At 39.5% G+C, this 21,818-nt stretch carries 15 protein-coding genes; 11 read left to right on the top strand and 4 right to left on the bottom strand.

The window, feature by feature from the left end:
- Positions 1-624: 624 nt before the first annotated feature.
- Complete coding sequence (locus DWX43_RS27465) at positions 625-900, bottom strand: ATP-binding protein (protein WP_243099437.1); 276 nt, start codon at positions 898-900, stop codon at positions 625-627.
- A 104-nt stretch (positions 901-1,004) separates the two neighbouring features.
- The gene (locus tag DWX43_RS27460; protein ID WP_243099435.1) at positions 1,005-1,145 is read right to left on the bottom strand and encodes a hypothetical protein; all 141 of its coding nucleotides are present in this window, start codon (positions 1,143-1,145) and stop codon (positions 1,005-1,007) included.
- Positions 1,146-1,839: 694 nt separating this feature from the next.
- Between DWX43_RS27460 and DWX43_RS21660 the strand changes: the two genes are divergently transcribed.
- The 4 genes from DWX43_RS21660 to DWX43_RS21645 are packed head-to-tail and all read left to right on the top strand — an operon-like array spanning position 1,840 to position 7,387.
- Entirely contained in the window at positions 1,840-4,209 is a 2,370-nt protein-coding gene (locus DWX43_RS21660; RefSeq protein WP_118621827.1) for a glycoside hydrolase family 3 N-terminal domain-containing protein, read from the top strand.
- Between the two features lie 53 nt (positions 4,210-4,262).
- Positions 4,263-5,693: an MFS transporter gene (locus DWX43_RS21655; RefSeq protein WP_050640272.1), complete on the top strand. Its 1,431-nt coding sequence runs from the start codon at positions 4,263-4,265 to the stop codon at positions 5,691-5,693.
- Between the two features lie 55 nt (positions 5,694-5,748).
- The gene (locus DWX43_RS21650) at positions 5,749-6,450 is read left to right on the top strand and encodes a GDSL-type esterase/lipase family protein (RefSeq protein WP_243099434.1); all 702 of its coding nucleotides are present in this window, start codon (positions 5,749-5,751) and stop codon (positions 6,448-6,450) included.
- Between the two features lie 34 nt (positions 6,451-6,484).
- Positions 6,485-7,387 carry an AEC family transporter gene (locus DWX43_RS21645; RefSeq protein WP_118621826.1) on the top strand — a complete coding sequence of 301 codons (903 nt, stop codon included), beginning with the start codon at positions 6,485-6,487 and terminating at the stop codon, positions 7,385-7,387.
- Between the two features lie 22 nt (positions 7,388-7,409).
- Here the strand turns inward: DWX43_RS21645 and DWX43_RS21640 are convergent, their stop codons facing one another.
- Together DWX43_RS21640 and DWX43_RS21635 are read right to left on the bottom strand one after the other, a co-directional pair.
- A complete protein-coding gene (locus DWX43_RS21640; protein ID WP_050640270.1) occupies positions 7,410-8,009 on the bottom strand; it encodes a TetR/AcrR family transcriptional regulator in 600 nt (199 codons plus the stop codon).
- 205 nt (positions 8,010-8,214) lie between these two features.
- On the bottom strand, positions 8,215-9,420 hold the full coding sequence (locus tag DWX43_RS21635; RefSeq protein WP_118621825.1) for an AraC family transcriptional regulator: 1,206 nt from the start codon (positions 9,418-9,420) through the stop codon (positions 8,215-8,217).
- Between the two features lie 187 nt (positions 9,421-9,607).
- Here DWX43_RS21635 and DWX43_RS21630 point away from each other — a divergent pair, with 187 nt between their 5' ends.
- From DWX43_RS21630 to DWX43_RS21600, 7 genes are all read left to right on the top strand, one after another.
- Positions 9,608-12,055: a glycoside hydrolase family 2 TIM barrel-domain containing protein gene (locus DWX43_RS21630; protein ID WP_118621824.1), complete on the top strand. Its 2,448-nt coding sequence runs from the start codon at positions 9,608-9,610 to the stop codon at positions 12,053-12,055.
- 38 nt (positions 12,056-12,093) lie between these two features.
- Complete coding sequence (locus DWX43_RS21625; protein WP_118621823.1) at positions 12,094-14,472, top strand: glycoside hydrolase family 3 N-terminal domain-containing protein; 2,379 nt, start codon at positions 12,094-12,096, stop codon at positions 14,470-14,472.
- 514 nt (positions 14,473-14,986) lie between these two features.
- A complete protein-coding gene (locus DWX43_RS27455) occupies positions 14,987-15,256 on the top strand; it encodes an SPASM domain-containing protein (RefSeq protein ID WP_243099433.1) in 270 nt (89 codons plus the stop codon).
- A gap of 166 nt (positions 15,257-15,422) precedes the next feature.
- Positions 15,423-16,919, top strand: coding sequence for a sulfatase (locus tag DWX43_RS21615; protein WP_118621822.1), 1,497 nt, complete (start codon positions 15,423-15,425; stop codon positions 16,917-16,919).
- A gap of 46 nt (positions 16,920-16,965) precedes the next feature.
- A complete protein-coding gene (locus DWX43_RS21610) occupies positions 16,966-18,351 on the top strand; it encodes an MFS transporter (RefSeq protein WP_118621821.1) in 1,386 nt (461 codons plus the stop codon).
- Positions 18,338-20,983, top strand: a complete 2,646-nt coding sequence (locus tag DWX43_RS21605) for a glycoside hydrolase family 3 C-terminal domain-containing protein (RefSeq protein ID WP_182440787.1) — start codon at positions 18,338-18,340, stop codon at positions 20,981-20,983. Before DWX43_RS21610 ends, DWX43_RS21605 begins: the two co-directional genes overlap by 14 nt.
- Positions 20,980-21,804, top strand: coding sequence for a rhodanese-like domain-containing protein (locus DWX43_RS21600; RefSeq protein ID WP_118621819.1), 825 nt, complete (start codon positions 20,980-20,982; stop codon positions 21,802-21,804). Before DWX43_RS21605 ends, DWX43_RS21600 begins: the two co-directional genes overlap by 4 nt.
- Positions 21,805-21,818: the final 14 nt, after the last annotated feature.

The raw sequence follows: 21,818 nt of genomic DNA, 5'->3' as shown, positions 1-21,818 counted from the left end.
GTTTAGGTCTGCCCAGACCCATCCTTAACTAACTGACATTGCCCGTGAACTGTAACCGACATCAATACCAACAATCAAAGTTTTTTCAGTTATGGATGCAATTTTTGTGTTCTGTGTGTTATAATTCATTACAAATACCTCTCTGTTCAATAAGATTTTTACTAACCGCTCAAAGTCAGTAATCTTATTTTACTCTGAGGTATTTTTTTCTCAACCTTCTTTCTTGGAATTCCCTATATTTGAATTATACAGGAAGCTCCTTTACAATTTACTGAATTGTTGTTTTTGAACTACCTAAGATATCTGAGATTGCTTGTAAACTAAAAACTTTAGAATCCTTCTCGCGCAGATATTTTGCCTTAATTCTCAATAACTTTCGTGATTCATTGCAGTTTTGAGGAATAATATTTTGTGTAATAAAAAATTCCTCGCTTTGGTTATAATCTCCTCTATATCTGCACCGCTTAGTCCATCAAACAAGGTTGAAACCTCTAAAATTTCTTTTTGGCTGAATGTATATAGTTCATTTGAAAACAGTGTAACTGATTCTGTTATAGCATCCCAGTCAGGCAATTCGATTTCTAATTTGTAGTCGAATCTTCGCCATATAGCAGGATCAAGTAATTACTGGTGATTAGTTGCAGCTAACATCAGACTATCTTTACTCATTATATCAATATTCTGTAGAAGACTATTAATAACTCCTTTTAGTTCTCCAAGTTTATTATTATCATCTTTTGCCTTGGCAATAGCATCAAATTCATCTAAAAATAATACACAGGGCATTTTTTGTGCAAACTCAAATAAACTGCGAATGTTTTTGGCCGTTGTACCTAGATATGAAGAAATCAGGCTATCTAGCCTAGCGACAACGAACGGCAAATTTAATTGTTTAGCAATTAAGTAGGCGCACTTTGTTTTTCCACATCCTGGTGGTCCGCATAGTAATAGCGAATTAGAAACATTTATACCAAAAGAATTAAGTTTGTCAGCATTCTGATAACTTAAAAAAAAGATTCTAATTTTTCAGCATTTTGTTTTGAAAGAATAATCTCAATCTCATTTTTATAAGGATAAATTATATCAGCAATGTTTATTCTTGATTCGCTATCTACAGGAATAGCAACAGAATTAGATCTAGTCATAGGAGTTAAAGCCGCCTCCGCTTGAGCTGATTTTAACAAGGGGGATGTCGGACTGGTATGCAACGCCGTGTTCTATATTTAACCGTGTTACGCTAAAGCAGACTTTATCTTTTTTACTGGGCTTCAGATGTTCATCAGCCTGATTCTGGGCGCAGGAGCAAGATTTGTATCGACACTGAATTACAGTATTCAGGCGGACAAGATTTCTTTTCGGAGGCAAATGCATAGTATAGGATCCGATATAGTATTTTTTGATGTGTTTACCATTTTTCCTAAAAGCTATAATGTAGTGATGTATTACACTCGTTGGGATACATCAGAAATGATGTGGTATCTTTAGTTGGTTCAGAGTGCCGTTCGTTATCATAAGCAATACAAAACATAATAATTTGACCAGGAAGCCTCATTTGCTTTCTGGTCTTTTTGCTGTGACTTTTCACCAAAAAAATCCCCTCAATATTATTCAAATTGATGAAAAAATTAAACTTATAGACGAAAATGAGAAAAGTGTTAATACCTATACGATTTGCTGATTTATGATGATTGATTTTAAGGATTTCCCACTATAAAATAAAATATAAAAAGCAACAGTTGTTAATAAAAATTCCACATGTATAAAAATATAAGCGAAAGGAGAAAGAATATTTCATAGCAATTTTTTCTAAAACAAAATATTAATTGAAAGAGGAGAACGATGAATAGAGTAAAAGAAATTATCAAAAAAATGACGTTAGAACAAAAGATAGCTCAACTACAGTGTATGCTGAGTCTCGGATCAAGTATTGATTCATCTGCCTGCCCACATGGTCTTGGTGAGGGGGCAATTATGCCAGTAGGGATGACGAAAGAGGAGCTTGCTCAAACGATTGAAGATTCAAGAGCGGCAATTGCAAAAAATGCAGAAGGAGTCTCACCAGCATTTCATGTGGAAACGTTAACTGGTGTTTCAATCGCAGAAGCCACCGTATTTCCATCAGCAATCGGATTAGGAGCAACATTTAATCCTAAATTAGTGGGGGAAGTAGCAGCGGTTATACATGATCAGGCTGTTGCAGCCGGATTTCACCAGGCACTGGCTCCGGTTTTAGATGTCTGCCGTGACCAGAGGTGGGGAAGAATTGGCGAGACTTACGGAGAAGACCCAACTTTATGCGCATTGATTGGTACTTCATATGTAAAAGGTCTGCAGGGAGGAGAAGGTGAGATGATTGCTGCAACCGGAAAACATTTCCTGGGATATGGTTTGTCCGCAGGCGGACTGAATATGGCAACGTGCATGGCTTCAATGAGTGAGATTCGTGAAGTATATGCAAAACCGTTCCAAGCAGCCATGACAGAAGCTGGTATGATATCAGTTATGAACTCCTACGGAACAATTGATGGGGAAATGGTTATAGGATCAGAAAAGATACTGACTGAGCTTCTAAGAAACGAAATGGAGTTTGAGGGGACGGTCATCTCAGATTATGCATCCATTGAACATCTAGTGGATCATCGTCTGGCGGCAGATATGAGGGAAGCAGGGCAACAGGCTCTTCAAGCAGGACTTGATATTGAATGCCCGATACCAATTGGCTATAGTTTTGAGCATTTGATAAGTGCTGTGAAAAATGGAGAAATCTCAGAGGAATTAATTGACAGATCCGTTTTGCGTATTCTAGAGAAGAAGAGGAAGCTTGGGTTGTTAGAAAAAGGCAAGCGAAACAGGAAAAGCTTCAGCTGTTATAATACTAAAGAAAGTTGGTCAAAGAGCCTTCAGGCAGCACGGGAATCGATTGTACTTTTGAAAAATGACGGAATCCTTCCGCTCCAGAAAATAAAACAGAAGATAGCGGTTATTGGGCCTCATGCGGACAATATCCGGCTAGTGTTTGGTGGTTATACTTTTGCTGCTGGTACGGATATGATGATTGGTGGTTCGCTGGCCGATCAGGCAGGGATGGACACGAATGTCAACGATCTTGCGGAAGCGACAATGAAAGTGAAAAAGGATGTACCGATGTATCCGCAGAGCAGCGTGGAATGCGATAATGCGGCTGCGATTGAAGCAGTGGCAGCCGCTTATCCATATACCAAAACTATTTTGAGCTGCATCTGTGAGAAAAATCCGGAAGCAGAGGTAACATATCTTCGTGGATGCGATGTGGCTGGCAAGGACAGATCTCAGTTTGAAGCAGCCAGCCAGCTTGCAAAAACTTCGGATATAGTCATTATGACAGTAGGTGGAAAATATGGATGGGGAGGCTCTTGTACCATTGGTGAAGGAATAGACAGCGATGATATTGGTCTTACTGGCGTGCAGGAAGAATTAGCATTGAACCTAATTGAAACCGGAACTCCTGTTATCGTTGTACATATGGATGCGAGACCTTTATCAAGCCCAGCCATAGTAGAAAAAGCAAGTGCAATCCTGGAAAACTGGTTCCCGGGAACAACAGGAGGAAAAGCTTTGGCGGATGTATTGTTCGGAGATTACAACCCGGCAGGCCGCTTATCTGTAACAGTTCCTAGAAATGTCGGTCAAATTCCAATCTATAATGGACAGTATACGGGAAATAGCTACTACAGTAAGGAATGTTCCACCTGTTCCTGTCGGTACGTAGATTCGGAGATGGAACCTCTATTTTATTTTGGTCAGGGTCTAAGCTATTCCAATTTTACATATAGTGATCTCCAGGTATTGAATCAAGAAGTCTCAGCAGAAGAAACTGTTTTTGTTTCTTGCAAGGTTAAGAATACTGGAACAATGGATGGAGAAGAGGTAGTACAGCTTTATGTATCAGATTTGCAGGCTTCTAAGTTGCGCCCTTATCAGGAGTTTGCTGGTTGTGCCAGAATCGTGCTTAAAGTAGGAGAAGAGAAAACTGTGTTTTTTTCGATGCGAGCAGATCAGTTTGCTTTTGTTGGAAAAGATGGGAATTGGATTGTGGAAGCTGGCGATATGATGGTCAAAGTAGGCGGCTCCTCAGTAGATCTTCCATTGCAGAAGACCTTCCGTATTACTGATACAACGGTTATTCGTCCTGCAAAGCGAGGCTTTTATGCAAATTATGAAATAAAATAAATAGGTAATCAGGACAAGTGAAACTATCAAAAATACAGTTTGGAGGAATGAAAATGGGTAAGAAAAGCAAGAACGTAAGCAATCCGTTAATCAGTACATTTGGCGAGAAAATCCGTTTTGCTATGGGAGATGTGGGATGTAATATTATATGGGGATTTGTAGGAAGTTTCCTGACACTCTATTATACTGACAGTATATTCTTATCAGCAGCAACAGCGGGTACAATTATGATGGCTGCGAGAATATTGGATGGCCTTAGTGATATTTTGATGGGATTTATCATTGAGAAGACACATTCAAAATGGGGGAAAGCCAAGCCGTGGTTGCTGTGGATGTGTGTACCATTGATGATTTCATTCTTTTTGACTTTTCATGTTCCGGCTGCATTGACCGGTGCGGGAAAGACAATTTATATTGCAGTCACCTATACAATAATGTCTGCGATTACTTATACAGCTGTAAATATGGCATATATTACACTGTTTACTTTATTTGCACCAGACAGTAATGACCGAAATGTAGCAACCACATTCCGTACTTTATTTGCTATGTTAACAGCATTAGGGGTTGGTATGGTCAGTATGCCGTTGCTGAATGCTTTGGGTGGGATCAAAAGTCAGGCAGCCTGGGATAAGATGACGATTATTCTTTCAGTGATTGCTTTGGTCTGCATCCTGATTACCTTTTTTGGAGTCACGGAAAAACAGATTACTGCTGTGGATGTGGCCAGAGCCAGTGGCAAAGAAATGGAGTTAGAAAAGGACAAGAAAGATCGGATGCCTTTAAAAGAGGTATTTAAAAATCTGTCCAAGAGTAAGTATTTTTATATTGCTGCATTACTGAGCGTTGCTTATTATATGGGAAATAGTACCGGTGGAGTGAATGTATATTATGCAAGAGATATTCTGGGGGATGCAAACTTAATAGGTCTGATTGGTTTGGTAAGCCTTCCGACAATGATACTGGGAGCTATTCTTGCACCGGTGCTTTATAATAAGTTTGGTAAGAAAAAAATAATGATTTTTGGGTCTTGTGTTATTATTGTTTCTACAGCAATCCAGTTCATAAATCCTTATAATTTAGTTCTATTCTTTAGTATGTGTGCTATGAAAGGATTTGGAACGATGTTTTATGGAGCGGCTATTGGTACATTACCAGGGGATGTGGCAGACTGGAGCGAATGGAGGACTGGTGAACGAGCAGAAGGAATTGTAACCAGCCTATCAAGTTTCGGCTCCAAGGTTGGTTCCGGTGTTGGTACCGCACTTGTGGGTTGGTTTTTGGCTTTGGGATTATATAATGGTGGGGCAGAGGTGCAGGCACAGTCTGCACTGAACTCAGAAATTGCGTTGATGATTGGTGTACCAATGGCGCTGGCTGTTATTCAGATTATTCTCCTGCTGATTTGGGATATGGAGAAGATTCGACCGAATATTATGAAAGAACTGGAAGAAAAAAGAGGAGCAACATCCACTGAAAAGTAATACATAATTAATCTGATACAATGAAAGAACAATAGAATACAAGGGGGAGATACAAATGAACTTTCAAGACTTAGATGAGAAAACGGGTGCTATGATTGGCATGATAATAGAAGAGGTTTTCCGTAATGAACGCCAGGGTAAGATAACCCGTCTGGGAGGCCTGAACAAGTACGCTCTAAAAGGTCAGATTTTGTTTACCGGTTCTTCCCTGATGGAACATTTCCCTATAGAAGAATTCTGTATTGCTGAAGGGATCCAATCGATTATCTATAACCGTGGTGTTGGCGGGTTTACTACTGACGACTTTCTACGGAATATCCACACCGTCCTTCTTGAACTGGATCCTTCTAGGGTATTTATAAACATTGGAACCAACGATATCAGCGAGAGTATCGTTCCCGATGGTGATTGGCTTAATCATCTCATCACAAATTATGACTGCATTCTTACGCAGTTAAAAGCTCAGAAACCGAATTGTGATGTGTATTTGATGGCATATTATCCGACAAATCAGGCGGTCATTGCCGGGAGTCCTTTTAGCAAACAGACCTTTGGCTTACGAACACAGGAAAATATCAACAAAGCGAATCGTGAAGTTGAAAAACTGGCGGTAAGATATGGTTATCATTATATTAATGCAAATGCCGGTCTTGCAGATGCAGATGGTGATTTGAAAGCTGGATACACTACCGACGGAGTGCATATGACTCCTGATGCTTACTTTCAGGTTTTTCGTAATTTAAAACCTTATCTATAAATAGACGTAAAGATGAAAACGAGGAGATTTTGCCATGCAGATAGCACTTACACTGGTTTCTCAGAATTTTATAATGTTTCTTTTAGCTGGCATTGGCTTTCTGCTATTTAAGGCAAAAAAAATATCCCCGGATGGTAGCAAAGGGATTGGTAATATTCTGATATATGTGGTTCTGCCTGGGGTCATCATTAATGGGTTCATGGTAGAACGGACAAAGGAGCATCTGGTAGCCCTGCTCTTGTCAGCACTACTGGCATGTATTATTTTAGTGATAAGTATTTTGATGTCAAAACTATTCTTCCGCAATGATCCGATTGCCGCCTTTGCCGCCGCCTTTTCCAATCCGGGATTTTTCGGTGTGCCGTTAATAATTGCATCACTTACTGAAGGTGCGGTCTTTTATATTGCTGCATTTATCGGGTTCTTGAATCTCATGCAGTGGACTTATGGTATCTCGCTCATGACTGGCCGTCAGGGTAAGATTAAGATTGGTGCCTTAGTAAAAGCACCTTTCTTTATTTCGATTATCGTTGGACTTTTGCTGTTTCTTACCCAGTGTCCACTGCCTGTTCAGGTTACAAATACGTTGTCTTACCTCGCCGGTCTGAATGCACCGCTTGCTATGTTTTTGGTCGGTATCTATATGGCACAGACAGACCTAGTGGGTATGTTCAAGAAGAAACAAATTTATCTTGCATGCCTTGTGCGACTGGTTTTGATTCCCCTGCTTTCGGTCCTGGTGTTACTTCCTGTTCCGATGCAGTTTATGGAAATGAAACTGGCTATCCTAATTGCTTCTGCATGCCCGGTTGGGTCTAATATTGCTATCTATGCCCAACTGCACGAACAGGATTATCCATATGCAGTGGAGATAGTGGTTGTCTCGACACTTTTTTCAATAATTACCATACCGGTTATTATTTGGATAGCAATGTAGAATATCCCTCATGTTGGAATGATCAGATATCAGAGTTCTCTTTAATTGCCATGAGATGACGCACCATCAAATCCAAAAAACGATTTTCAGATTTCACATCACTATGATTATGAATCCAGTTTTGCTGTATCGCAGTAACACCACCTACGATAAATGTATACAATAGTTCTTGTTCTCGCACGGATAGATTATGGCCATGCGGCAAAGATGCTTTTAGTACCTCTTGATAATAAGGTTCCATAAAGCTTAAAAAGAGGTTTGAGGAGGTATTGACAGACATTAATGTAGTAAAGGTGTCATCATGAAGCATGGTGTCTAAAAAGGTATCTGAAATAGATTGGCGGTTTCTGTAACCGGGTCTTTGCGTGTCCACATATTTTTTGAATTTGACGGATAATTCCTCTTCAATTGCTATCTCCACAGCACGTATATCTTCAAAATGGAGATAAAAGGTACAGCGGTTAATTTCTGCAAGGCGGCAGAGTTCAGTAACCTTAATTCTATCCCTAGGTTTCTCTTTTAATAGCTTAATGTAAGAATCCATAATGACTTTTCTGGTATAGAGAGTCCGTCTATCTGTTTTTCGCTCTTTTTTATTTATAATATTTTCCACTTGTGACATTTTAACAAAAATTCTCCTTGAATTTTATTTACATTGATGAAAAAAATAAAGTTATAGACAAAAATGAGATAAGTGTTAACATCTATACAATTCGTTTTTTTGTGACGGTTGATTTTATGCTCTCCCCATTATAGAATAAAATCACAAAAAAATCAACAAGTGTTAATAAACTAACCGGCTGTATTAAACTTTCAGTGCACATAAGCTACTCTTTAAATTCTGCAAGTTTAAATCGGTTTCGATATTCCAGTGGTGTCATATGGAATTTTTCCTTAAAATAACTGCTGAAACGGCTGGGAGAAGAAAACTGCATATAATCAGATATTTGCCCGATGGATTCCTCTGAATATTTTAACAAATTAGCAGCTGCATTCAGACGTTCATCGCGGATATAATGCTGTATGGTCATGCCGGTTCTCTTTGCAAAAAGCTGGGAAAGATAATTGTTATTTATATTTAGTTTAGCAGACATATCTGCAATTTTAAATGGGTGATATAGGTGTTTGGCGATATAATCCCTGCATTGTTCAATGATTGCTCCATATTGAGGTTCCTGATTATGTTGGTAAACCAGCAGAGTAAATGTTCGGAAGCATTCAATGAATAGATCATACAATTTCAAAATATCACTGCATACGGCAGCTTTCTGAAGCAGCAAGTCAGAAGTTTGATAACAGTTAAGTGGGGGAACCCCGCCACGGATGGCGGCATGCATCGCAAGTGATATAGAGGTTACAAGGGTATATTCAACTTGTTTATAATTATTGTCTTTAGCCAGTGTACCGACATTGCTAAAAGAAGAGGAGATATTGTGTGTGTGTGAAATCATTTCATTCATTTTCTGAATATCTCCGGATTCAATATAGCTACACCAAATCTGCTCGCCCGCGTAATTAGTTGGTTCTTTCCCCTCTTTATGAATATAAAGATGGTATTCCACAGAATCGGATTCATTAAGCTGAAGAGAATTATTTTTATGTATAATAATTTGATGGGTTTCTATGGAATCTCCAGTTAACATCAGCCAGATCATAGAAATCAAGCTCATAAGTTGTGACACAGCAAGCTTTGGAAAGCGTCTCTTTTCAGAATTAAACGGGTAATTTTTTTGGAATTCATTCATTTGATGAGTAGTCAAGTAGTTGCTCATTACTGGGCCAAGTAGCATATGGTAATTTTCTCTGCAAGGGAAAAGTACGAAATAGACATTGTCCTCAAGAACCAGAATCTGCGGAAAAGTTGAGGAAACAGAAGTAGTAATGATCTTTACTATAAAATGCAGATTCTCGGCGGAGACTGATTCGCCAGGACAAATCATATTCAAGGAAGCATCAAAAACATATGTCTGAATATGAAAACATTCCATGATATGTTGTGCAATATAAGAATAGTTATTGGATTTTTCGGACATGGGTAGTACCTCCTGTTATCAGTCATTCACTATATATTAAAATACATAACACCCAAATAAGCAATATATTTCTCAATAAAATACCGAAAAATCGTTCAATGAAATGAAATATTGTATTATTGTGTTTTGAGATAATTTATTAAAATAATACAGAAAGCAAATAAAAAAGAAGAGTGAGGTGAATACCATGATTAAGCAAAATTTTAATCAAAAATGGGGATTTCGCAATGGTTTAGATAATCCAATGATGGCGGCTTTTGTAGCAGCTGCACAAGGTACGACGAGTGTGAATCTTCCTTTTGATGCGATGCTTTTATCCGAACGCAAGGCAGAAAACGTGGAAGAATCAGGAATTGGCTACTTTACGCCCACAAATGTGGAGTTCGAGAAAATGTATACACCCAAAAAAGATGACGAGGGAAAAGTTATCTATTTGGAGTTTGAAGGGGTGTATGCAAATGCGATATTGGAAGTAAGTAATCAGGTGGTGAAAAGGCACCACTTTGGATATAGTGGGTTTGTAGCAAAAATTAGTGATTATCTGGCATTTGGGCAACCGAATAAAATTAAGGTAACGGCATTAAACGGTATTCATCCAAATGGAAGATATTATACAGGGACTGGTATTTATAGAGATGTAAAGCTAATGGTTGGTGAAGCACTGCATATCCAACCAGATGGTGTGCGACTTACCACTTTGGATGCAGATTTAGAAGTTGCAACAATTGAAGTAGCGGTAACGGTAAAGAATGAAAATGCAGGACACAAAAAAGCAACCGTAAGAACTGTGCTCAAAACGCAGGATGGAGAAAATGCGGTTGAAGTTGATACAATATTTAATGTGTTTTCAGGAGAAGAAATAGTTATCCGTCAACGAATGTATCTGCCTGAACCGCAGCTTTGGAATGCAGATGAGCCGAATTTATATACATATGAAACCATCATTGAAGATGAAAATGGTGAAATTGACTGTGCGAATGGCACATTCGGGGTACGGACAATCAGGCTGGACACGGTACATGGACTACGTATAAATGGGAAAACCGTAAAGTTGAAGGGGGGATGTATCCATAGTGATAATGGCGTTATTGGTGCAGTCAGTGTGACAGATGCAGAGGATCGCCGTATTCGGATGTTGAAAGAGGCTGGTTATAACGCAATCCGAACTTCGCATAATCCGGTAGGAAATGCTATTTTGGATGCCTGTGACAAATATGGAATGCTGGTCATGGAAGAATATGCAGATGCATGGACACATGCAAAGCCGACGTATGATTATTCCCTTTGGATGGAGGAATGCTGGGAAGAGGACATAGAATCTATGGTTCGTGTTGCTTATAACCATCCAAGTGTAATTATGTATTCAATTGGAAATGAAATTTCTGACGTAGGTTCAGACCTCGCAGCACATTGGGGAAGAAGATTTTGTCAAAAATTAAAAGATATTGATTCTTACCGCTTAATAACGAATGGAATTAATGTAATGATGGCCAATTTGGACAAGATGATACCAATTGCGCAGAGTCTTGAAACAGGAAATGTAGAAGTAACAGAAATTAATAATATGATGTCAAAGTTGATGGGGATGATGCCGGCAATTAATACGCATCCAATCAGCCGCAATGCAATCATGGAATCCTGTGAAATGCTGGACGTAATTGGTTATAATTATGCTTCCTACATGTACAAAAAAGACCATGAAGACAGACCAAACCGTATTTTCTGTGGTAGTGAAACAAATCCCGCAGAGTTGGATTTGAATTGGGGATTAGTTGAGAGTAGTAGCTATGTGATTGGCGATTTTGCATGGACAGCATGGGATTACATAGGCGAACCGGGAATCGGGCGTACAACAGAAGATGACGGAGTAATGAATGTGTATGGGCAATACCCTTGGCTACTGGCATATTGTGGTGACTTTGATTTAACCGGATATCGCAGACCAATTTCTTATTGGCGGGAAATCATCTGGGGAGGGAGAAAGCATATACCGTATATCTCAGTTCATAGACCGGAAAACATCGGAAAAAAGATGTATATATCGCAATGGTCGTGGACAGACTCCATTCACAGTTGGACTTGGCCTGGGATGGAAGGGAAGACGACATATATTGAAGTATACTCCGATACTGATGAAGTGGAACTGATCGTAAACGGAAATTCAATGGGCAAAAAAACTGTTGGAGAGGATACAAAGAAGTTTTACTGCAAGTGGGAAGTGTGTTATGAACCGGGGGTGGTTGAAGCGATTGCGTATATTAACGAATGTGAAGTAGGCCGACAAATCCTGCAAACTGCGAAAAATGCAGAATTATTGGTGAATATTGATAAAAAGAAATTAAGAGCAAGCTCAAATGAACTGTCATTTTTGGAGATAGAATACAGAGATGAAAAGAACAATTTGGATATGGCAATAGACCGTACCGTAGAGATTAGAACAGAGGGACCTATAGAAGTGTTGGGTGCAGGTTCAGGAAACCCCAAGACAGAAGAGAGGTATATCGACCAGGAACATCAGATTTTTGAAGGAAGAATGCTGGCTGTTATTCGGGCTAAGGAAGAAGCTGGCTATGGAAAAATTCTGATTATAGATAATACAGGCAAAAGGGTTGAGTTACAAATAGAAGTAGAATAGAGACCAATTTAAAATTATATAAAAAGGAGATATTATTAATGAGTAAATATCCGTTTCAAAATCCAAAGCTTCCAGCAGCAGAACGTACAAAAGATCTTATGAAAAGAATGACACTGGAACAGAAGACGCAGCAGCTCACTTGCGCAATGGTAATGGGCATGCCCCAGGAAGAGGCAATAAAAAATGGAGTAGGCGAAGTGTATATGTTCGTTGGGCTTCCACCAGCAGCAGAACTTGCCACTATGATACGTCGCACTCAGGATCAGGTGATGGAACAGAGCGGCTGGGGAATTCCAGCAATTGTACATCAGGAAGCATTGAGTGGCCCCATGTTTTCGGAATGTGCAGTTTTCCCGACATCGATCGGATTAGGGGCAACCTTTGCACCAGAATTAGTTAAGGATATGGGAGATCGTATTAGAAAACAGATGGTAAATATCGGAGTGCGTCAGGCCTTATCACCGGTACTGGATCTGGTTAGAGACTTCAGGTGGGGCAGAACCGGTGAAGATTACGGCAGTGATCCGACGCTTGTAGCGGCAATGTCCTGTGCTTATATATCCGGTTTGCAGGGAGAGGATTTACGGGAAGGTGTTGCTGCTACAGCAAAACATTTCATCGGTTATTCACAGACTGAGGGCGGTCTCAATGGTACACGCACTGTGACAGACTGGAGAGATATCCGTGAAAACTTTGCAAAACCTTTTGAGGCAGCGATTAGAAAAGCGGATCTTAAGTCAGTGATGAATTCATATTCGGAGTATGATGGGGAACTGATCTGCGGATCTAAGCGTATCTTGACAGATCTATTGAGGGATGATTTGGGATTTGACGGGGTAGTTGTAAGTGACTATACATCTGTTGAGAACATTGTTGAGAAATGCCCAATTGAAGAAAATGCAATGGATGCTGGTGTGCATTGTTTAAAAGCAGGACTTGATGTGGAATTGCCAAATCAGTATGGTTATGGGCCAACACTTGCCGAGGCTGTTCGTAAAGGAAAGATAGAAGAAGCATATGTGAATCGCTCTGTAGAGAGGATTTTAAAATTAAAATTTGAGCTGGGATTGTTTGAGAAACCCTATGGGGAGTTTCAGGAGATGGATAACACAGAAAATGATATCCAGTCTGCAGTAGTGTCACGAAAGGTAATGACACTTACCAAGAATAATGGTATTTTACCACTGAAAGACCGGAGCAAAAAAATTGCAGTTATTGGGCCGACAGGAAATAACCTGCTTATGTTGAATGGCGCATATAGTTATCCGGCCAATGAGGAGATGTTTATGGTGATTATGAATTCTGGCATGGTAGGGATGGAAGGCATAAAATTTGAAGAAGATGCTTTTGTCATATCAGAAGAGAAAACCACAGCATTGCCAGATTTCACAGACGATGTGGATGCTAAAATACGGGAGCAGCATGGTGGAACCAAGACAATCTATGAAGCTATGAAAGAGCTATTCCCTAACACAGTATACGAAAAGGGCTGTCATTTTATAAAGGATGAAAACGATTTTGAAGCAGCGGAAAGAGCAGCACAGGAGGCAGACATCGTCATTCTTACCGTTGGCGGGAAGATTGGTATGATGTCAGAATGTACTGCCGGTGAAGGGGTTGATAATGTTGATATTACCTTACCGGGAAGACAGAGTGAATTGATTCGGAGAGTACATGCAGTTAATCCAAATGTTGTGATTGTACATACAGATAATAAACCGCTCATAGATCCATTCTTTTATGAAAATATTCCGGCGATTTTAGAAGGCTGGCTTCCAGGGATTTATGGTGGAAATGCGATTGCGGAAACAATCGTAGGATTAAATAATCCTGCTGGAAAGCTTCCGATGGACATTCCCAGACATGTAGGACAAACACCGGTTTACTTTTATCAGCATACGGGAAGCCGCTCTGATAATGGATTACGTGGTATTAATCCGAATGGTTATGGAACGATGACATGTGCCTCGCAACTGCCATTTGGTCATGGACTATCCTATACGGAATTTGTTTATGAAAGCGGAACTATGGATGTGACAAATGCGGAAGACGGGATGCCGGTTATTTGTATCTCAATCGATGTGACAAATGTCGGAGCGGTGGATGGAGAAGAGGTGGTACAGCTTTATGGAATAGATAAGCGTGCTTCAATTATTCGTCCGGCTAAAGAACTCGTTGGGTTTAAACGAGTTGTTCTGAAGGCAGGTGAAACAATACGAGCCGCATTTTCTTTCAGGATTGATCAACTGGCTTTTATCAATTTGGAAGGTGAGTGGATAGTAGAAAAAGGTGATTTCATATTCTTCTTTGGAAAGGGCTGCAATTTACCAGTATACGAAGTGGAATATCATCAAGATGAAACAATGCTGATTGATTATACAAAACGGGACTTCTTTGCTGATGTAAAATTAATATAAATAAAGAAAAGATAGATTGATAAAATGAAGAGATATGTGCGGTGGGTGATAGAATTAGAAGCCTTGCTGCACATATTTTTTTCGTTCGCTGCCTTATCGCTCTGTTTAGTTTGTTGAAATGTCAGGAAAAGTTTACAGTTTTACTAAAAACCAAATAGTGAAAAATAGTATAAAAAAGCGAAATATAGTATCACTGAATTGTTGGCAGTAGAGTAGAATTAAAAAAGGGAAGAAAGGCTAGAATGAGGATATAGGAGAGCGCAATTTGAAAAATAGAAGAGTTGCATCACAGATTGGAGAAATCCATAAGTTTTATAAACGAAAAAAGTTTCAATATCAGCAATATATAGTATGCCTAGAACCGCTGCAAGAGCAACATGGGCAAAGGGAATATGCAATTAGTCCTAAACAATATGGAAAATTTCTCATAGAACTATTTCAATTGTGGTATAGGGATTGGAAAAATGGGACGCAGCCATATATACGGCAATTTGATAATTACTTAGGTATTATTATGGGATATCAACCGGAAGCCTGTGACCAAAGGGGCACATGTGGAATCCAGACTGTAGTGGAGGCGGATGGCAGCGTGTACCCGTGTGACTTCTATATGTTGGATGAGTACCGCCTTGGGAACTTTAATTTTAACAGGCTAGATGATATAAATGCAAAGAGAATTGAGCTGAAATTCATTGAGAGATCACTTCGCTTAGAAAAAAATGTATCGAGTGCGCTTACTATAGCTTATGTCGGGGAGGGTGTCAAAGAAATAGAGATTTATTAGAAGCCACTGGTGAATATAAGAATTACTATTGTGAGAGTTATAGAATGTTTTTCAAATCATGCAAAGATCAGATGATGGATATGGCATTATCGATGACTCGATGATTAGAAATTATAAACTTTATTTCATAAAATCTTTAAAGCAGTTCATTTGAAAGGAGAAAAAAATGAAAGCAATAATGGTAATGTATGATTCCTTGAATCTGAAGATGCTGGAATCATATGGGTGTAACTGGACTAAAACCCCGAATTTTAAGAGACTTGCCCAAAAGAGTGTCCAATTTGAACAATGCTATGTGGGAAGCCTGCCGTGTATGCCTGCAAGAAGAGAGTTGCATACCGGGAGACTGAATGTGTTCCACAGAAGTTGGGGGCCATTGGAACCGTTTGATGATTCAATGCCTGAAATATTAAGAAAGTGCGGTATATACACACATCTGGTAAGCGATCATGGACATTATTGGGAAGATGGCGGGGCGACATATCACAATCGTTATTCTTCCTGGGAAATAACTAGAGGTCAGGAAGGTGATAATTGGAAGGGAGACTTATCATATAAGTATGATAAAGAGAGTGTTTTTGAGTACAAGAAGTATATGCTGCAATCGCCAGAGTTTAAAGCGAAATTTGAACATGATGTAGTAAATCGAAGATATATGGATTCGGAAGAAAAAACTTCTCAGGCTGTTACATTTCGGCATGGACTGGAATTTATTGATCGTAATTATTCGGAAGATAACTGGTTTCTACAAATTGAGACATTTGATCCCCATGAACCATTTTTTACGCTTCCACAAGACAGAGAGTTATATCCATACCATTTTACAGGTGATGCGGATATAGATTCTGACTGGCCTCCTTATTCTCCAGTAGCAGAGGATGAAAAGACAATTGAACATGTAAGATATGATTATGCTGCACTTGTAAGCAAATGTGATCGCTATCTCGGAAAAGTATTGGATGCGATGGATCGGTATAATATGTGGGAAGATACTATGTTGATAGTAAATACAGATCATGGGTATCTGCTTGGTGAACATGGATGGTGGGCAAAAAACATAATGCCTACGTATAACGAGGTGGCTCATATTCCACTTTATATTTATGACCCAAGAAGTAAAGATAAAGTAGGAATCAAGCGTAATGCACTTGTGCAGACCATTGATCTTGCACCGACCTTATTAGAATATTTTGGAGTAGAAAGGCCCAAAGATATGCAAGGGAAGCCGTTGACTGAGGTGATTAATGATGATACACCGATTAGAGAGTATGCGGTATTTGGATATCATGGTAGTCAGATTAACATAACCGATGGTAGATACGTATATATGAGGGCAGCGGAGAATCCTGATGTGCCAGTTTATGAGTATACATTAATGCCGTCCCATATGTCTAAAATGTTCCAGCCAGGTGAACTTCAAAATACAGAGATGGTTACTCCATTTGATTTTACAAAAGGATGTCCGGTTATGAAGATATTAAAAGTGGATAATATTTGTGATACTTCCAAATTTGGAAATTTGCTTTTTGATTTGAATAAGGATACATTGCAAAATGAAGTGATAACTGATGAGAAGATAGAGAAACGAATGAAAGATTACATTAGAGAGTGTATGCAAATTAATGATGCGCCGGAAGAACTATATATTAGACTAGGATTGTAATTTAAAAATACCATGATGAAAATAAAAACAGAAAGGTTGGAAAACAATGAAAAAAACAGCAGGAACAAAAAAAATAAATCCAAATAAAGTACCGATAAGCAAATTGTTTGCATGGCCAACACGAAACATTTCAGCAGGAGCAGTGGTAATTATTATAGGCTATCTGTCTTTATATTGCACAGATACTCTGGGAATGTCGCCAGCATTAGTAGGCAGTCTGCTTATGGCCAGTAAGATTTTTGATGGAGTTACAGACTTGATAGCAGGTTATCTTGTGGATAACACAAAAACAAAATGGGGAAAAGGACGCCCTTATGAATTCTGCATTATTGGATTATGGGTTTGTACATATGCATTGTTTGCAGTTCCCGAGCAATGGGGTGTTACCGGAAAAGCGATTTGGATTTTCATTATGTATACCTTGACTTTTTCAGTATTTCAGACCCTGTTGAATGCCTCAGAGACCACATATATCATTCGGGCATTTGGTTCAAAAGAAGCTGTAACAAAGGTCAGTTCAATAGGTGGAATTATTATAACTTTGGGATGTATGGTAGTATCTGTAACTTTCCCAATGATGGTTGCCAGTCAAGGTGGTTCAGCAAGTGGCTGGAGGAGTTTTATGATGATTTATACAATACCGCTTCTTGCGCTTGGGCTTATTCGCTTTTTCATAGTCAAAGAAGATAAAGTAGTAGAAAAGGAGGATATCCAATCGTCTACGGGTGAGGATAAAGTGTCGGTAAAAGAAATATTTATACTGCTCAGAAAAAATAAATATTTATGGCTGTGCGGGATTGCACTGATGATTCCAAAGATGCTTGGCGCCATGTCAGCCGGAACTTATTACTTTCAAAGAGTAGTAGGTAACTTGGGCGCATATTCTATTTTACAGATATTTTCAGTAGTTATTTTGGTGGTCATGGTATTTTTTCCGATGCTGATACGAAGATTTTCTGGTATGTATGTAATTGGTATGGCAGCGGTAATTGGTATTGTGGGATATGTTCTGAATTTTTTTGCAGGGAAGAATATGGCATTACTGATTTTGGGGTCTGTTCTATGTGGTATATCAACGCTGCCGGGTTCTTACCTAAAATCTCCAATCATCATGTCCATCGCGGAGTATAATACAATGCATGGTATGAAGCGCATGGAAGCGACGATGGCTTCTGTTCTCAATTTTCTTGAAAAATTGGGAAATGCGTTTGCTCTATTTATGATGGGAATCTTACTTAGTGCAGCCTCTTATGATGGCACAGCAGCAGTGCAGCCTGACAGCGCGATATTAATGATTCGCCTGTGCTACAGTCTGATTCCGGCTGCAATGACAGTAATCGTTATTTTTTGCTGCATTGCTTTTAACCCGCTTGATAAGGAAGTGGCAAAAAAAAACTTAAATCATGAGGAGAAAGAAAATGGAAATATATAAAGATTCATTGTACAGCTTTGAAGAACGTGCGACTGATTTAGTGGCACATATGACTCTGGAGGAGAAAATTAGTCAGGTAGGAAATTTAGGGGCTGCAATTCCACGGTTGGGCATTCCCTTCTACAATTACTGGAGTGAAGCATCACATGGATTCTTTGGGCCTTTTAAGTACCGCCCTATGGATGTGACCAGCTTTCCGGTTTGCCTGGCTATGAGTCAGTCATGGGATAGAGAAAAAATAAAAAGAGTGACAGAAGCAATTTCCGACGAATGCCGTGCTTATCATAATATAGATGGCGATGAATTACATATGTGGTGTCCGACAATTAATATGGCCAGAGATCCGCGCAATGGCCGAAGTGATGAAAACTTTGGAGAGGATCCTTACCTTGCAGGCAAATTAGCTGCTAGCTATATTCAAGGGCTGCAAGGAGATGATGAAAAATATGTAAAGGTAATTGCTACTCCTAAGCATTACGCATTGAACAGTTCTGAAAATAATCGACATTGCGGTTCATCTAATGTGGATGAGGCAACTTTAAGAGAATATTATACCAAAGCATTTGAATATGCAATTAAGGAAGGGAAGGCAGAAAGTATTATGACTTCCTATAATCGTATCAATGGAATCCCTGCCTCTTGCAATGATATGCTGCTGACCACGCTGCTGCGTGAAGAATGGGGATTTGACGGATTTGTGGTTTCTGATTGTGGCGCGGTAGCTGATGTGTATGGTGGAAATTCATCAAATGCGAGTGGGCAAAATGTTTCAGGGCATTGTTTCGCCAAGAATCTAAAAGAGGCATCAGCGATGACACTTCAGGCTGGCACCGACATGAGCTGCGGTACGGAACATAAGTATAATCTACTGCAGGCAGTGCATGAGGGGTTAATCACAGAGGATGTTCTGAACCGAGCATTGATTCGTATCTTCAGCAGTCGATTTCGCTTGGGCTTATTTGATGTGAAGGAGCAGGTTCCTTACTCCGTTATTGGAAAGGAAGCAATCTGTTCGACAAAAAATGCGGAACTTTCTGTGGATATGGCGAATGACACTATAGTCCTTTTGAAAAATGATAAGAATATGCTTCCACTTAAGAAAGAAGGCATCAAAAAAATTCTTGTGGTGGGACCGAATGCGATTTATCGTGAACTAGGGGGTTACAGTGCGGGAAGCATTAGTAAGGTAGTTGAAACCACAGTTAATATTATGGCCTTGGAAGGTATCAAAACCGCGGTAAAAGATACAGATGTAGAAGTCCTTTATGAAAAGGGATGGTGTAGCGGTAGAGAGTTCAAAGGAGATGCATTGGAACTCCTGCCAGGTGCGGAAATTAATGTGATGGGTGACGATGATAATTCAGAAGCTATGTTGGCTGGAATCGGTGATATATTGGGACCAGATATTGATTTTGAGGCTATTGGTACTGCCTTTATGTCGCCAGAACGTCATAAGCCGGAAGATACAGATTACCAAGCTGATAATGCCATGTTGTTTGAGCGTGCAGTGAAGATGGCAAAGAAAGTTGATTATGTAATCGTTATTGCGGGAACAGATGGAACAACGGCTTCCGAGGAGCGTGACCGTGAAACGCTGGAGCTACCCTATGAACAAGATGAGAAAATCCAGAAATTGCTGGAGGTAAATAATAATACTGTAGTTGTCATCACAGCCCTAGGGTCGGTGAAAGGGGTGTTCCTTGAGAAAGCACATACAATACTAAATGCCCATTTTGCTGGAGAAGCTCAGGGAACTGCAATTGCAAATGTAATTTTCGGCAATGTAAACCCAAATGCTAAACTGACGGCTACATGGTATAAGGATGAAAGTGAGCTACCTCACATTAACGATTATGGGATACGAAAAAATGATACGTTGGATTCCAAATCAAGAACTTACATGTACTTTGAGGGTAAACCTCAGTTTCCGTTTGGGCATGGTCTCTCTTATACCTCATTTGCATATGAAAATATGCGTATCGGTCAGATAAATTTAGACGCAAATGATACATTAGAGGTACAGGTTGATATTAAAAATGTAGGAAACTATGCAGGGGCGGAAATCATACAGCTTTATGTCGCGAAAGAGATTCCAGAGGGCACGGTAGATAATAAGCCATATCGACAGTTGAAAGGATTTGAAAAAGTCTTTTTGGAGCCGCAGGAAACAAAGACAATTGTACTAAAGGTTCCGGTTTGTGAAATTACATTCTGGAGTTACTTAAAAAAGAAAATGATTGTAGAGCCAGGAAATTATCGGATTGAAATTGGACGAAGCAGTGCGGACATTGTTTGCAGCAAAATTGTGAATATCAGTGGGGAATGGGAGGCACCATTGACTGCTGTATATGCAATCAGCAATCGTACTATTCTGAAAGCGGGTGAATCAGCACAGCTTACGGTTACTGCCACGCTTGCTGATACGACCAAGTTGAATTATGAAGAGTATAGGATAAAGTACGAAAGCTCAAATATAAATGTACTTGAAGTCGATGATGACGGCAATGTTACTGCAAAAACAGGAGGATGTGCATCTGTACAAATAAATGTTTTTTACAAAGAAAACAGTATAAGTAAAAAAGTACCATTTGTAGTGAAATGTAAGGAACAGATGTTAAAGAGGTTAAGATGATCGTAAAGTCAGTATGTAAAAAAATAATAGATAAAGGGCTAGAGTTATCTTATATTGGTCTTGATGAGCATGGGAGTCTGTGGATGTCTACAGACTCCGAACCTTTAAATAAAGAATGGAAACCAATTGATTTTAACACAATATACAAGAATTTTTATCCAGTATGTAAATTTACAGCAATCGGTGCGACGGAGCAAGATTTTGTGGCAGCGGGTACGGGAGAGGACGGTTTACCTTATGTTTTTCGTTCATTGCTGGGAGGGGTGTGGGAAAGCGTAAATCTCTTGTGCGGAAACTCGCTAATCGGCTATCAAAGAGCTTCCGGAATGATTGTGGACATAATTTATGATCAGAAGATAAAACAGCTCTTTATGATTTGTGAGAACGGAGAATTGCTGACAATACCTGATTGCCCAAAATGCGCAAAGCTGTATAGAGTATCGGATGAAAAAATCACAAGCGGGCGTTTTTCAAAAGACAATAGTGATATTCTTATTACGACTTCTTCCGGAAAGGAGCTTGCAATTGAATGGGAAAGCGCTGTCCAAATACGGGTTTCACCAGATTATGCCAGGCAAAAGATAAAAGAAGGTGGTATTCTGGTCGATCTACGGGAAACAGATTTAGATGATATAGATGAGGTGTTGGACACACAGCACAAAGAGAGTTTCATAGCATTCCTCTGCAACTATGGTGTGCAGGCAGACCAAGCGGCAAAATATGCCAGGCGAAAGGGCTACCATCAGTCATATTCGTTAGGGGGAGTAAGATTTTTTGATACTTCTGCCAAAGAACCCTTTTCTATTGATATAGCTTTTTAAACATAAGTAAGGCA

The organism is Clostridium sp. AF19-22AC (assembly GCF_003479085.1).
In the GTDB taxonomy this organism is placed as follows: Bacteria; Bacillota; Clostridia; order Lachnospirales; family Lachnospiraceae; genus Faecalicatena_A; species Faecalicatena_A orotica.
The sequence above is the reverse complement of the archived record's forward strand: the minus strand, read 5'-3'. Positions and strand labels throughout refer to the sequence as shown.

Excerpts from the sequence above, each read along its gene's own strand:
- DWX43_RS27460 (WP_243099435.1), bottom strand. The coding sequence starts at position 1,145 with ATGACTAGATCTAATTCTGTTGCTATTCCTGTAGATAGCGAATCAAGA.
- DWX43_RS21660 (WP_118621827.1), top strand. The coding sequence starts at position 1,840 with ATGAATAGAGTAAAAGAAATTATCAAAAAAATGACGTTAGAACAAAAG.
- DWX43_RS21655 (WP_050640272.1), top strand. The coding sequence starts at position 4,263 with ATGGGTAAGAAAAGCAAGAACGTAAGCAATCCGTTAATCAGTACATTT.
- DWX43_RS21650 (WP_243099434.1), top strand. The coding sequence starts at position 5,749 with ATGAACTTTCAAGACTTAGATGAGAAAACGGGTGCTATGATTGGCATG.
- DWX43_RS21645 (WP_118621826.1), top strand. The coding sequence starts at position 6,485 with ATGCAGATAGCACTTACACTGGTTTCTCAGAATTTTATAATGTTTCTT.
- DWX43_RS21640 (WP_050640270.1), bottom strand. The coding sequence starts at position 8,009 with ATGTCACAAGTGGAAAATATTATAAATAAAAAAGAGCGAAAAACAGAT.
- DWX43_RS21635 (WP_118621825.1), bottom strand. The coding sequence starts at position 9,420 with ATGTCCGAAAAATCCAATAACTATTCTTATATTGCACAACATATCATG.
- DWX43_RS21630 (WP_118621824.1), top strand. The coding sequence starts at position 9,608 with ATGATTAAGCAAAATTTTAATCAAAAATGGGGATTTCGCAATGGTTTA.
- DWX43_RS21625 (WP_118621823.1), top strand. The coding sequence starts at position 12,094 with ATGAGTAAATATCCGTTTCAAAATCCAAAGCTTCCAGCAGCAGAACGT.
- DWX43_RS27455 (WP_243099433.1), top strand. The coding sequence starts at position 14,987 with ATGGGATATCAACCGGAAGCCTGTGACCAAAGGGGCACATGTGGAATC.
- DWX43_RS21615 (WP_118621822.1), top strand. The coding sequence starts at position 15,423 with ATGAAAGCAATAATGGTAATGTATGATTCCTTGAATCTGAAGATGCTG.
- DWX43_RS21610 (WP_118621821.1), top strand. The coding sequence starts at position 16,966 with ATGAAAAAAACAGCAGGAACAAAAAAAATAAATCCAAATAAAGTACCG.
- DWX43_RS21605 (WP_182440787.1), top strand. The coding sequence starts at position 18,338 with ATGGAAATATATAAAGATTCATTGTACAGCTTTGAAGAACGTGCGACT.
- DWX43_RS21600 (WP_118621819.1), top strand. The coding sequence starts at position 20,980 with ATGATCGTAAAGTCAGTATGTAAAAAAATAATAGATAAAGGGCTAGAG.